Raw genomic sequence first — 12,547 nt, forward strand, 5'->3', positions numbered from 1 at the left:
GGCGGGGCTGACACCTGAGCGGCGCATCGCAAGGTTCCTGCCACTGGGGACATCAGAGCCTCGCGCTTTGCACTCTTGTCACGCCTTTGGATTTACCATTTTTCCCGTTACCGGGCTGGTCTGGCGTCAAGGTTTGCGACGGAGCGTCGCGTTCGGGCCTTTGCCGGGGGGTTTGCCACGCTTGTTCGGCGGCACAAACCGTTTGGAGGGGTCAGCAGCGCGTTTCTTGCTGGCACTTTGATCCCGCGGTGGGCCGCCCTTGCCACCCGGCTTGCCATCACTGCCTTGATTGGGGCGCTTGCCTTTGGGGGCCGCACCTTCCCGGGCCGGGCGCTCGGCTTTGGCTGCGTCACGGTTTTCCTTGGTCCAGACCGCCTTGGCGCGGGGCGGGCGCGGGGCATCGGCGGGGGCATTTGACTTGGATTTAGGTTTGGCACCGGGTTTCATCGGCGACCGCTCGGTCTTGTGCGACTTGGGCGGTTTCTTCCCTTTGGGTGCGACGGCGGGCTTGTGCGGCTTGTCTGTGGTGTCGGCGCGCGGCTTTTCGCGTTTGTGCGGCGCTTTGGCCGGTGGGCCGACGTCCATCGGATCGTACCGTGGACCGTCGCGGCGCGGCTTTTTGAAATCTGGTTTGGGGTCGCGCGGTTTGCGGTCAGGTTTGGGACCCCGATCCAGATTGGGCGCCGCATCTAGGCGGGTCAGTTTCGCACCATCCTCCAGCACCATGTCGGGCCCGACGGCAGCCACAAAGGCATCAGCCCGCGCGGCACTTACCTCAACAAAGCTGTGGCTGGGCTGAATGCGGATCGCGCCAATGTCGTCCTTGGTCAAATTGCCCTTGTTGCAGACCATCGGCAGCAAAAAGCGTGGCTCGGCACCGTCCTGACGGCCCAGCGAAATTGAAAACCAGACCGAAGGACCGAATTCTTTGCGCGGGCGGTCATCTTTTGTGCCGGGGTCTGAGAGCTCTTCGGGCGCGGACTGGCGCGCGCGCATCAGGTTCACAAAAGCCGCGGCGAGTTGTTCGGGCGAAAACCCCTCGACCAAACGAGCGACGATGTCTTGGGCGTTTTCGGGTACGGGCTCAGACCACGCGGGGTCTTGCAACAGACGCGTTTCATCTGCGGCCATGACATCTGCGGCTGACGGGGGCGCGTCCCATGCAACGGAGAGTTTCGCGCCGCCGATCAGACGGTTAGCCTTGGAGCGCAGTTTCGGCGGCACAATCAGGGCGGATACGCCTTTGCGCCCCGCGCGCCCGGTGCGGCCTGAGCGGTGCAGCAAGGTGTCCGAATTCGACGGTAGATCGGCGTGGATCACCAGCTCAAGGTTCGGCAGGTCAATCCCGCGCGCGGCCACATCCGTGGCAACGCAGACCCGTGCCCTCCCATCGCGCAGAGATTGCAGGGCGTTGGTGCGTTCTGATTGGGTCAACTCACCCGAGAGCGCCACGACCGAAAAGTTGCGGTTCGTCAGACGCGAGGTCATCCGCGCCACAGCGGCGCGGGTGTTGCAAAAGACAATGGCGTTCTTGGCCTCGTAGAAACGCAGTACATTGATGATCGCATTGTCGATGTCGCGCGGGTGCGTGGTCATGGCGCGGTATTCGATATCGGTGTGTTGGCGGGCCTCGCCTGCGGTGGAAATGCGCTGCGCATCCTTTTGGTAGCTCTTGGCCAATTTGGCGATGGCAGCGGGCACCGTGGCTGAAAAAAGCAAGGTGCGACGGTCCTGGGGCGCTTCGGAGAGGATGTATTCAAGCTCTTCGCGAAAACCCAGGTCGAGCATTTCATCCGCTTCATCCAGAACCACGGCACGGATCGCGGAGAGGTCGATGTTGTTGCGTTTGATGTGGTCGCAGAGCCGTCCTGGGGTGGCGACGACCACATGGGCACCGCGCTCCAGCGCGCGCCGTTCGGTGCGGGTGTCCATGCCACCCACACAGGAGGTCACAACCGCGCCCGCCAAACCATAGAGCCACGTCAGCTCGCGGCTCACCTGCATTGCCAGCTCGCGGGTGGGCGCGATGATCAGCGCGAGCGGGGCGCTTGCGGGACCAAAATGCAGCGCATCACCCAGCAGTGTTGGCGCGATCGCGAGACCGAAACCGACGGTTTTGCCTGAACCGGTTTGGGCGGAGACCAGCAGATCGGTGGCAGCAACGGCCGGATCTGTCACGGCCTCCTGCACGGGGGTGAGCGTTTCATAGCCTTGTTTGGCCAGAGCGTCAGAAAGGGTCTGGATCACGAAATGTACCTGCATCTTGGGCGGCGTCGAGCCGAAAATCTGCGTCTTGCGCAGCTGAGTTGCGGCGTCGTTATGCCTTTGCCGGGCAAGAGTCGATGGGGATTTGTCATGGTGGCGGCGGGAATGCACAGGCGGCATGGCAGTATCTCAGCCATTCTTCTCTGGCCCCACGCGCGGGTTATGCCTAGTTATCTGTATGCGTATTGAACGGGAAAGACTTGAACCATGAAAACCACAATCCTGGGCGGCCTGCTTTTTCTGGTCCCCTTCGCCGTTATTCTAATCGTTCTGGGCAAGGCCTATCAGGTCAGCATCGTTGTTGCGACAGTGTTGGACAAGTACATCCCGATTACCCATGTGGGCGGTGTGGCCTTTGCCAATATTCTCGCGCTTTTGCTGATTGTCCTTGTCTGCTATCTGGCCGGACTGGCCGCGCGTACCGGCATCATGGCCAAGCGTATGGAGCAAATAGACGGGTTTCTGATCGATGTCTTGCCCGGATACGCCGTCGCCAAGGGGATGATCGGATCGGTTGCCAACAAAGATGATGTCGCGTCGCTTTTGAACCCGGTGATCGTCAAGTTCGACGATTATGATCAGATCGCTTTCGAGATCGAAAGTGACGCGCAGCGCAGCGTGGTTTTTCTGCCCGGTGCGCCGACGACATGGGCGGGCTCAACGGTTGTGGTTGAGAAAAGCCGGGTTCAGCCGCTCTCCATTCCGGCGCATCAGGCGGTCAAGCTGATGCGGGTGCTGGGACGTGGATCCCTGGCGTTGTCTCTTGAGGGGCCGGGCGCGGCACCGCGCTAGAGTGCGGCCTTATGTCAGGCGAGCCGCCGCACGAATTTCTCACCAGTCAGGCGTTTGTGGTTCTCGCGCGCTTCTGACAGCTTGCCGGACTGGCGCAGATTATCCATGTTGCGGTAGTGGATTGTATAGATGTCACGGTCGGTTGGCAGAGGTTCGTTCTTGAGCTTGCCGCCGAGGATGAAGTGTTGCTCTTCCGGCAGAATGTTCCAGTTGAACCCGGCCCGACGGATGGCTGCAGGCAGGGTCATCTGATCGAGGTAGGGCCTGCGCCGGTCCAGCGTTTCTATCTTGTCAACGATCTGCGCGGTTTCATACCAGATGTCTGCAAAACGCCCCTTGCCGGTTGTATCCGTTTCGGGAAAACCGACCAGACCGGAGCTGAAATAGGGGATCAGCGGGGCCTTGCTGCGCCGCATGAGCGGGTAGCGCTCGGGCGGGATGTCCATGTCCAGCGCGCCGTAGATGTCCTCCCAGATCGATTGCTCGGCCCAGAGCATCGAGGCCGCCATGGAGCAGGAGACATGCCCGTCACGCAAGATATTTGCAGCGGCATTGTCACGGATAAAGAGCACATCACTGTCCACAAACATCGACCATTTGGTCTCGCGTGGTTCCAGCGCGGCGAGGATTTTATTGCCATGTGGGTAGGGCGGGTCAAACCGCGCATCCGTGTGGAAGGTTCTGATTTCCGCGCCCATTTTCGCGTGCGCGACATGCACGGCAGGGTGCAGGGCGTCGTAACGATGCGCCGGACAATAACCAATGGCCTGGACAGTACCAGCAAACCGCGCCCGGATCGAGGCCAGTAGGTAGCAGGCCATGCTCTCATACTCGGGCGGCTCGACAATGTAGAAAATCGTCAGCGATGCGGCAGGGTCCGTCACCGGTGCAGGCCTCGCTATTTCAACGCGTCTTCGGGGGTGATGCCGGTTTGCGCGCACATCCGTTGCATGTAGGAGCCGGCAAGCGGCGGGTTTTTGCGCCACCAGGGCTTGGTGCCATTGGTGTAGAGATGCACCGACATTGTGGTGTCCGTGAAATGGTCTTCGACACGGCCATGAGGATCGAAGAACACGTCGTTGAGCTGGAACGGCACCGGATAAAGGGCGCTGCTGTCGAGCGCTTTGTCATAATCGCCCGTCTGTTTGGCGAAATAGGTGAAGGCTTGCGGCCCGAATGCGGTGCGTTCGGCCTTGTAGATGCGTACGGCGTGCGGCCCCTCTTTGATGCGGTCGAGTTTCTTGCACTGGTTCTTGTTGAACCAGGGCGGCGCATCGGGGAGGTTTTCGTAATAATCGAGCAACACATCAACAAGCGCGCTTTGCGGCGGGACATAGACCACACCGCAGTTCAGCGCGCCCAGAAACCCGTGGCTGGCATAAATGTGGGTCATGTGATCGGGGAAGGGCTTGTGGCAGAAGGCGTCGCAGTCGATCCAGATCGCATTGGTCTGGCGGATCATCTTGTAGCGAAACACATTAGAGAGAAAGGACGCGCTGGTTTGTTCGACGATGTCCATGTCGATGTTCATGATCTCGGTCGCGGGGCGGATTTCGACGCCTTGCGGCGCGTTCGTCACGGTGTCGGTGCAATAGAGCGTGGTCGGATGGCCGGCCAGAAGGTGCGATTTCAGGCAAAGCTGGTTGATGTAGTGCAGCTTCTCTCCGATCCACAGGGAGGCAACCGGTCGGCGGTTCAGCTCTGCCATCTAATACTCCACGCCAAGGGGTTACATGCTATGGTTGTGTCAAACGATGGCGCACTTCTGTTTGAGTTGTCCAGTGATTTTGCCGTAATGCGGGCAGTACTCGCGGGGGTTGGCGGAATTACCACTGTTCATCCGCGGTGGTCTCTGACAGGGTAAGCCCATCAAAAACTACCGTATTTCATGTTTTGATCGCGGATGCGGCACCTGGATCTGATGGCTTTTATGAGCAGGCCCAAACCCAAAGAGACCCCTCGCCACGCGCCGGATGTGTCGGATATCTTTGGCACGGTCGATTTTGCCCTCAAACGTCACATCAGCCCGCACGGGCGGGTGACGGCCGTGTCCATGATGAAGGATGAGGGGCCTTATGTGCTGGAATGGGTGGCGCATCATCTCGGTCTGGGGTTCACCGATCTGGTGGTCTATACCAATGATTGCTCGGATGGCACCGATGAAATGTTGACCCGGCTCGAGGAGTTGGGCCTGGCGCATCACCGCCGCAATACCATCCCAGAGGGTAAGAAACCGCAGCCCTCGGCGCTCAAATGCGCGCAGGATGAGCCGGTGGTGTGCAACAGTGATTGGGTGATGGTCTTTGATGCGGATGAGTTCTTGTGCGTCAAATACGGGGACGGAACGCTGGACGACTTGATCGACGGGGCGCATGATGCTGGCGCGAACGGGATTGTCATCACCTGGCGTATATTCGGTTCTAACGGGGTACAGGAATGGTCCCGCGCACCGGTGACAGAACAGTATTTGAGTGCCGCACCGCAGACCTGGAACAAGGGGTGGGGGGTCAAGACCCTGTTCAAGTTCGACCCTGGTTACTGGCGGTTGGGCATTCATCGTCCCAAGATCAAGAACAAGCATCTGGAGACGGATTTTCCTGAAACCGTGCATTGGTTGAATGGTTCGGGTCGCGAGATGGAGACCTATTTCAAATTCCGCGGCTGGCGGTCCATTGTGCGTACGGTGGGGTATGATTGGGCGCAGGTGAACCACTACGCGGTCAAGTCCATGGACAGCTACGCGATCCGAAAGCTGCGCGGCAATGTAAACAACAAAAAGGACAAATATGACGCTGATTACTGGGCGCTGCAGGACCGCAATGAAACCGAAGACCGGTCTGCGCTGCGCCATCGCGTGCGGCGGCAGGAGATTCTTGAGATGCTGTTGACCGACCCGGTGTTGGCGCAATTGCATGATTGCGCGGTCTCGGGTGTGGAGCGCCAGTTGGCAGAGATAAAACAGACGCCAGCCTATGATGCATTGCTCGACAGCCTGAAAGCTGCCTCCACCGTGCCGATCACGCAGGTCGTCGCAAAACCACCCAAACCGCGCGACAGCGCAAAAATCGCGGCACAAATGTCCGAAATCGAGCGGAAACAGGTGCAAGCTGCAAGCGATGCGCGCGGCTCTGGCGATCAGAACGCGCATTTGTATGTCACCGGTCGCATTGATCTGACCGAACCGACAACGGCACCGATGTTCGCCAACCAGGACATTCAATTGCCTGCGGATGCGCGGGTTTTCAGCGCCACCGCGCTCCGCGCCATCGAGGCGGGCAAGTTCGAACGCAACCATGCCCGCTGCTTGCCGGATTTGATGAATGCGCAGGATCGCTATCTGGAAATTGGTGCCGGTGTGGGGTTTCTGGGTGCGATTCTGGCCAAGCGATTTCCCCATATGCAGATCACCATACAGGAGGAACGGTATCCCTTTATCGTGGCAGCGGCGCGCATCTGGAAGACCAATGGCATCACGCATCCGAACCATCGGCGGCTTCTGAATGAACCTCTTTTTCGACCTGATGACGGGCAGCATGTGTCTTCGGGCCTGACCCAGCTGATTGGCCAAACCCGGGCGACGATCCTCTATGTCAATGACCCCAGAATGAGTGCGCAGATGATCGAAGCAGCACTAAAGGCGCAAAAGCATCAGGTGCCGGAGCGGGTTATCGTGGGGGCGCGTGCTTTTGCGGGCCAATGCGATGAAGGGGGCTGCTGCGACCGTCTGGCAGATTTGGGTTATGCCCCTGCCACAGACCCGCCCTTGGATGCGGCCCTCACCCTGTTTCGACGGGATGACACGACATGACGCAAGAGACAGATTTGGCCGCCGCGCAGGACGCCCTTGCCAAATTGAAACGGCGACAGAAACGTAACCAACGCGCGGCTTTTGCCAAGGGCTTGATGCAGGGCATCTGTTCGATGTTGAAACCGGGGGACGTAGCACTAGACTGCGGAGCCAATGTTGGAGACGTGACCCTGATGTTGGCGCAGACCGGGGCGGATGTGCAGGCTTTTGAGCCAGATCCTTATGCCTTTGCCCGGCTGACGGCGGCGACCCAAGGAATTGGCAACCTGACCCTGCACCCCGTGGCGGTCGGGGTTGCAGAGGGCACGGTACGGCTGATGCGGGCGGATAACTTTGGCGACAACCCGGCGGGCGCATCGGTCAAAAGTACCGTCGTGTCAGGCGGGCGCAAAATCGATGAAGCGGCGCAGAATGCGATCGAGGTCAGCCAGATTTCATTGCTGGATCACATAGACGCACTTTGCGAAACTCACGGCGAAATAGCCTTTCTGAAGATGGACATCGAGGGGGCAGAACTGGACCTGCTTGAAGAGATGTTGAAACGCGGGACCTTCCAAAAAGTGCGTCTGACCGTGGTGGAAACACACGAAAATAAGTTCAAGGATCTGCGCCCGCGGTTTGCCGATCTGCGGGCGGCTGTGGCAAAGGCCTATCCGATCACCAGGGTCAATCTGGACTGGATTTAACCGCCTGGGCGTGGGGGTGGCCCGTCATCCATACGAGGGGTTGAGCCATCCGGCGTTAACATCCAATAGGATCCCGGCGCAGAAGTGCGGATCAGTCCAATGCCAAACCTGTCGTAAGACCAGCTTGCAATAGCTGCTGCAAAGGGGACAGAACCCTTTTATCGAGGGGGTGATTGGCATAGCATTGCCGTATATTTGAAGATAGAAAGCTGCCCCCCATGACATGGCGTTTCGGACGACCCGCGGATGAGGCACCGCATATCGCACCCTCCAGCACCAAGCACAAACTGACGGCGCGCGAACGACTGCGGACCATGATGCCTTTTCTCGAATGGATGCCGATGGTCAACCGCGAAACCTTTCGCGCGGATGTCTTTGCGGGTCTGACCAATGCGGCCATCGTCCTGCCGCAGGGCATCGCTTTTGCCGCCATCGCAGGTCTGCCGCCGCAATACGGGCTCTATACGGCAATGGTCACGCCGGTGATCGCGGCGCTTTTTGGCAGTTCCTGGCATTTGGTATCCGGTCCGACAACGGCCATTTCGGTGGTGATCTTCGCAACCCTGTCGGAGCATTTTGTCCCCGGCTCGCCCGAATTCATTAGCGCCGTCTTCAGCATTACACTGTTGGCGGGGTTGTTTCAGCTTTGTTTGGGGCTGGTCAATCTGGGGCAGCTCGTCAGTCTGGTGTCACATTCGGTGATGGTCGGTTTCACGGCGGGGGCGGCAATCCTGATTTTTCTCAGCCAATTGCCGGGGTTCATTGGAAAATCCTTACCCAGACCGGATGAGTTATTCGAATTTGGCACGGAGCTCTGGCACGCGTTGCCGCATCTCAGTCCGCATGTTCTGGCGGTCTCCACCATGACGCTTGCCGTGGCCGTACTTCTCAAGAAATACAAGCCTGTCTGGCCGAACTATCTGATCGCCTTGGTTGTCGGCAGTGGTTTGGCCTATGTGCTTGATTCCGTGTCAAATATGTTTGGTGGCGGCGATACCGAACTTGTTTTTGTCGAGGCCATAACCTCGGGTATTCCACCCTTTGCGGTGCCTGAAATGTCCTTCGATGTTGTGCGCGACTTGTCCCAAGGGGCCTTTGCGCTGGCATTGATCGGCCTGTTGGAAGCGGTATCCATTGCCCGTGCCATGTCGCTGCAATCGCATCAGTCGCTCAACTCCAATCAGGAGATCATCGGTCAGGGCTTGTCGAATATGGGAGGCTCGTTTTTCTCGGCCTATATGGGGTCGGGGTCTTTCACGCGCAGTTCGCTCAATCTGGAATCTGGCGCCAAAACACCGCTGGCGGCCATTCTGGCAGCTATTTTTCTATTGGTCATCTTGTTGATGATCAGCCCGTTGATTGCCTATATTCCGATCCCCGCCATGTCAGGGTTGATCATGCTGGTGGCGTGGAAGCTGATTGATCTGAAGGAAATCAGATACATTCTGACGACCAGCGCGTCGGAAACGGCCATCTTTCTGATTACCTTCCTTGTTGTGCTTCTGGTTGATCTGGAGTTCGCGATATATTCCGGCGTCATCGTGTCGCTCTCGCTGTTTTTGCGAAAGACCATGCGTCCGGGTTTGCCGGTTAACGTGCCGAATGCCACCGTTGAGGGGCGTCCCTTCATGAGCCCGATCCATTGGCGGTTGCCTGAATGCCCGCAGGCGATGTTTATCCGGGTGCAGGGTCCGATGTATTTTGGCGCGGTCGAATATCTGGAGAAGGAATTCCGCAGGCTGGAAAGGCAACGCCCGGGACAGAAGCATCTGGCCCTGTTGGTCGATGGGTCTGTGGGAATTGATCTGGCGGGCGCAGAGTGGTTGGTGGAAGAGAGCCGGAACCGCAAGGAATTGGGCGGCAGCCTTTACATCGTGGGGCGGTATCCGCCGCTGCGCCGACAGATGGATCAGTTTCACGTCACCAAGCTCATCGGCAAGGATTACATTTTCCGGCGCAAACGGGAAATGCTGGAGAAGATGGTGCCGACGCTTGACCCGAGCATTTGTGCCGATTGCAGGCTGCGCGTATTCTTAGAATGCAAGTCAATGCCGAACAACGCGGAAAGTGAAACGGACGTGGAAGGACCGCCGCCTGGGCCCATGTCAGAAGAGGCGCGTGCCTGAGGGCAATGCCGCAGCCCATGTAATATCGCTAAAGGGCCTGTGCTGTTTTGGCATCGCTCAAGTGCAAGGCTGCAGTTGAGCGGATCATCTTTGTCGCCTCTCGGTTTTCCGTATGTTTGGTCTGGGCAAAACAAAATTGCCCAGGTCATACACGCTAAATTCGTGGCCAAAACGGACAGCGATTGCACTACTGTAAGGGAGGGATTTGGTGGAGCCTAGCGGGATCGAACCGCTGACCTCCTGCATGCCATGCAGGCGCTCTCCCAGCTGAGCTAAGGCCCCGATGTGTGGGCCTGAGCCCCACGGGATGGATAGATGATCCAGTGACGCCGCTGAATAGGCGCAACGCGGGGCAGGATCAAGTTAAAAACTGACTGCCCCGCGCGAAAAGTTTGAAATCAGGTGTCGTCGTCGTTCGCTGCCACATCCGCGATCTCTTCGAGCGGGACTGTGTCATCATCGTCTTCGTCGTCATCCAGGATGTCATCGCCCAGATCCACATCCACGTCGTCTTCATCAACTACCAATACCGGGTCATCTTCTGTCTCCGCGGCCTTGGCTTTGGCGGAAGCAGCGTCTTCAGCGTCTGCCGCGATCATGCGGGATTTGCTCAGATCAACTTCGACCACTTCACCCGTATAGGGGCTGACAATCGGATTTTTGTTCAGATCATAGAAACGTTTGCCGGAGGTGGGGCAGAGTCGCTTCGTTCCCCATTCTTCTTTGGGCATGAAAACCCCTTTTCATTTTCGATTCCAGAGTAGATGATTCCGGCCAAGTGCCATATGAAACGCAGGCTGTAAAGGTCTGCCGGGCGGAAGACCACCCCCTTGCGAGCTTCGAATGTCCAATATGTATCTCCCCGGCGACCCGCCAATCTCATTGACCCTGCGCCGGTCGCGGCGCGCGCGGCGGATTTCACTTCGGATTTCGCAACTGGACGGGCGGGTTACGCTCACCTTGCCGGACCGCGTTCCCGAACGGGAGGCGATGGCTTTTGCATGTGAAAAAGAAGCGTGGATTCGCAAACATCTGGCGGCGCGCGGTACGGATGTGATAGTGGGTTTGGGCGCGATGGTGCCTGTGGGCGGACGTTTGCATGAGGTTGTGGCGGGGTCCGGGCGCAAAGTGTCTTTCGAGGTGGGTCGCGTGGCGGTGCCGGGTGCACCGGAGCGTGTGGGGCCTCGCCTTGCAGGTGACCTGAAAACACTGGCCCGTGCGCGCCTGTCCGAGTCCTCGGACCATTACGCGGCCAAACTGGGAAAATCATATACCGCGATGACCCTGCGCGACACACGGTCCCGCTGGGGGTCGTGTACGTCACAGGGCCGGCTTATGTATTCGTGGCGTCTTATTCTAGCGCCGCCCGAAGTGCTGGACTATGTGGTCGCGCATGAGGTTGCCCATCTGGCACAGATGAACCACGCGCCGGTGTTTTGGCGTGAGGTTGAACGGATTTATGGCGACTACAAGGAACCGCGATCCTGGCTGCGCAAAAAAGGTGGCGACCTGCACCGGTATCGATTTGACCGCTCGGAGGCCTCGGCGCTTGACCTTGGGTGACTTTGTGATCACAGAATACATATGATCCTGAACCCCCGTCCAGCCGATGCCACGCCCGTTGCCCATGATCGGGTGTATCGAGCGCTGCGCGGTCGGATCATGCAGGGTGACCTGCCTCCGGGTGAAGGGCTCACGTTACGCGGAATCGGCAAAGAATACGAAGTCTCCATGACGCCTGCCCGTGAGGCGGTGCGTCGCCTTGTGGCGGAAGGCGCTTTGACGATGTCTTCGTCCGGGCGGGTCGCGACCCCGGAGTTGAGCAATGAACGCATCGAGGAACTCGCGGCTCTTCGCGCGCTGATCGAGGTGGAACTTGCCAGCCGCGCCTTGCCAAGGGCGCATATGGCGCTGATCGAACGGTTGCAGGCCATCAACGTTTCCATCGCCGAGGCCGTGGCACACCGCGACGCAGCGAGCTACATCCGGACCAATCTGGAGTTCCACCGCACGCTTTACCTGCGGGCTCAAGCTCCGGCGATGCTGGCCATGGCGGAGACAGTCTGGCTGCAGATGGGGCCCACGATGCGTGCGCTCTACGGCCGCCTGCGCAAAACTGAGCCTCCGCAGTTTCATCGCCTGATCATTGCTGCCTTGCGCGCCGGGGATGAGCCAGGTCTGCGGCTCGCTGTCCGTTCGGATGTGACCCAGGGATTGCGCATGCTGGCGAGTTGAACCGCCCATCTAACGCGACGTCTCATCTTGAATAATTCAACTATGTATAGAATTTTAACAAAATTCGGCCTTTTGAATGACACAATTTTACGTTGAATTTGACTCGTGGTGTCTGGGGTTGGTGAAAGTTTTAATTGGTTAGCTTGTCAAATGGATAGAAATAGTTTCGAAGTTTTGGGTCATATCAGACCTGCCGAAGCCAAAGATCTGACAGCCCTTCTGGGAATGATTGCGGCACTGGCACAACACCACGGTGATGTAGCGACGGTGTCGCTTGATACGTTGGCACGCGATGTTCTTGGACCCCGCCCTTGGGTGCGTGTCTTGCTGGCTGAACATGCAGGTGAATGTATCGGCTATGCGGCACTGTGCCCGCTTGCCAAGATCCAATTTGGGCAGCGTGGTATGGATTTGCAGCATTTGTTTGTCGTGCCAAAAGCCCGCAGAATGGGGGTTGGCCAAGCGTTGGTCCGTGCCAGCGAGGCCGTCGCACATCGGGACGGCTGCACCTATTTGTCAGTGGGCACGCATCCGGACAACACCGAGGCCCATCAGATTTACCCGGCTCTGGGATTCGAAATCCTCGGATCACCTGGTCCGCGATTTGGCATCACGATCGCTCCGAATGCCTAGCT

Annotated in this window: 11 protein-coding genes and 1 tRNA gene; 7 read left to right on the forward strand and 5 right to left on the reverse strand. The window is 58.5% G+C overall.

The window, feature by feature from the left end; translation table 11 throughout:
- Positions 1–126: 126 nt before the first annotated feature.
- Entirely contained in the window at positions 127–2,247 is a 2,121-nt protein-coding gene (locus AB8B75_RS08565) for a DEAD/DEAH box helicase (RefSeq protein WP_405361953.1), read from the reverse strand.
- A gap of 225 nt (positions 2,248–2,472) precedes the next feature.
- On the opposite strand from AB8B75_RS08565, the gene AB8B75_RS08570 reads away from it, so the two are divergent.
- Complete coding sequence (locus AB8B75_RS08570; RefSeq protein WP_405361425.1) at positions 2,473–3,057, forward strand: hypothetical protein; 585 nt, start codon at positions 2,473–2,475, stop codon at positions 3,055–3,057.
- A 14-nt stretch (positions 3,058–3,071) separates the two neighbouring features.
- Here AB8B75_RS08570 and AB8B75_RS08575 read toward each other — a convergent pair whose 3' ends face one another.
- Positions 3,072–3,941, reverse strand: coding sequence for a hypothetical protein (locus tag AB8B75_RS08575; RefSeq protein ID WP_405361426.1), 870 nt, complete (start codon positions 3,939–3,941; stop codon positions 3,072–3,074).
- A gap of 14 nt (positions 3,942–3,955) precedes the next feature.
- Positions 3,956–4,765 carry a hypothetical protein gene (locus AB8B75_RS08580; RefSeq protein ID WP_405361427.1) on the reverse strand — a complete coding sequence of 270 codons (810 nt, stop codon included), beginning with the start codon at positions 4,763–4,765 and terminating at the stop codon, positions 3,956–3,958.
- Between the two features lie 222 nt (positions 4,766–4,987).
- Here AB8B75_RS08580 and AB8B75_RS08585 point away from each other — a divergent pair, with 222 nt between their 5' ends.
- The 3 genes from AB8B75_RS08585 (at position 4,988) to AB8B75_RS08595 (ending at position 9,677) form a co-directional block, all read left to right on the forward strand.
- A complete protein-coding gene (locus tag AB8B75_RS08585) occupies positions 4,988–6,865 on the forward strand; it encodes a glycosyltransferase family 2 protein (protein ID WP_405361429.1) in 1,878 nt (625 codons plus the stop codon).
- Complete coding sequence (locus AB8B75_RS08590) at positions 6,862–7,551, forward strand: FkbM family methyltransferase (protein WP_405361431.1); 690 nt, start codon at positions 6,862–6,864, stop codon at positions 7,549–7,551. The genes AB8B75_RS08585 and AB8B75_RS08590 overlap by 4 nt, the downstream gene beginning before the upstream one ends.
- Before the next feature lie 218 nt (positions 7,552–7,769).
- A complete protein-coding gene (locus AB8B75_RS08595) occupies positions 7,770–9,677 on the forward strand; it encodes a SulP family inorganic anion transporter (protein ID WP_405361433.1) in 1,908 nt (635 codons plus the stop codon).
- A 206-nt stretch (positions 9,678–9,883) separates the two neighbouring features.
- On the opposite strand, the gene AB8B75_RS08600 is transcribed toward AB8B75_RS08595, so the two are convergent.
- Together AB8B75_RS08600 and AB8B75_RS08605 are read right to left on the reverse strand one after the other, a co-directional pair.
- Positions 9,884–9,959, reverse strand: a tRNA-Ala gene (locus AB8B75_RS08600).
- A gap of 116 nt (positions 9,960–10,075) precedes the next feature.
- The gene (locus AB8B75_RS08605) at positions 10,076–10,408 is read right to left on the reverse strand and encodes a TIGR02300 family protein (RefSeq protein WP_405361434.1); all 333 of its coding nucleotides are present in this window, start codon (positions 10,406–10,408) and stop codon (positions 10,076–10,078) included.
- 112 nt (positions 10,409–10,520) lie between these two features.
- On the opposite strand from AB8B75_RS08605, the gene AB8B75_RS08610 reads away from it, so the two are divergent.
- The 3 genes from AB8B75_RS08610 to AB8B75_RS08620 all read left to right on the forward strand — a co-directional run bounded on the left by AB8B75_RS08610 (position 10,521) and on the right by AB8B75_RS08620 (position 12,545).
- Positions 10,521–11,240 carry a M48 family metallopeptidase gene (locus AB8B75_RS08610; protein WP_405361436.1) on the forward strand — a complete coding sequence of 240 codons (720 nt, stop codon included), beginning with the start codon at positions 10,521–10,523 and terminating at the stop codon, positions 11,238–11,240.
- A gap of 21 nt (positions 11,241–11,261) precedes the next feature.
- A complete protein-coding gene (locus AB8B75_RS08615; RefSeq protein ID WP_405361437.1) occupies positions 11,262–11,912 on the forward strand; it encodes a GntR family transcriptional regulator in 651 nt (216 codons plus the stop codon).
- A gap of 150 nt (positions 11,913–12,062) precedes the next feature.
- Positions 12,063–12,545: a GNAT family N-acetyltransferase gene (locus AB8B75_RS08620; RefSeq protein WP_405361438.1), complete on the forward strand. Its 483-nt coding sequence runs from the start codon at positions 12,063–12,065 to the stop codon at positions 12,543–12,545.
- Positions 12,546–12,547: the final 2 nt, after the last annotated feature.

Origin of the sequence: Roseobacter sp. (assembly GCF_045106495.1) — a bacterium.
Lineage (GTDB): Bacteria > Pseudomonadota > Alphaproteobacteria > Rhodobacterales > Rhodobacteraceae > Roseobacter.

Bases quoted from the DNA above. Each gene is read 5' to 3' on its own strand.
- AB8B75_RS08585 (WP_405361429.1), top strand. From the start codon at position 4,988: ATGAGCAGGCCCAAACCCAAAGAGACCCCTCGCCACGCGCCGGATGTG.
- AB8B75_RS08590 (WP_405361431.1), top strand. From the start codon at position 6,862: ATGACGCAAGAGACAGATTTGGCCGCCGCGCAGGACGCCCTTGCCAAA.
- AB8B75_RS08570 (WP_405361425.1), top strand. From the start codon at position 2,473: ATGAAAACCACAATCCTGGGCGGCCTGCTTTTTCTGGTCCCCTTCGCC.
- AB8B75_RS08580 (WP_405361427.1), bottom strand. From the start codon at position 4,765: ATGGCAGAGCTGAACCGCCGACCGGTTGCCTCCCTGTGGATCGGAGAG.
- AB8B75_RS08620 (WP_405361438.1), top strand. From the start codon at position 12,063: ATGGATAGAAATAGTTTCGAAGTTTTGGGTCATATCAGACCTGCCGAA.
- AB8B75_RS08605 (WP_405361434.1), bottom strand. From the start codon at position 10,408: ATGCCCAAAGAAGAATGGGGAACGAAGCGACTCTGCCCCACCTCCGGC.
- AB8B75_RS08610 (WP_405361436.1), top strand. From the start codon at position 10,521: ATGTCCAATATGTATCTCCCCGGCGACCCGCCAATCTCATTGACCCTG.
- AB8B75_RS08595 (WP_405361433.1), top strand. From the start codon at position 7,770: ATGACATGGCGTTTCGGACGACCCGCGGATGAGGCACCGCATATCGCA.
- AB8B75_RS08615 (WP_405361437.1), top strand. From the start codon at position 11,262: ATGATCCTGAACCCCCGTCCAGCCGATGCCACGCCCGTTGCCCATGAT.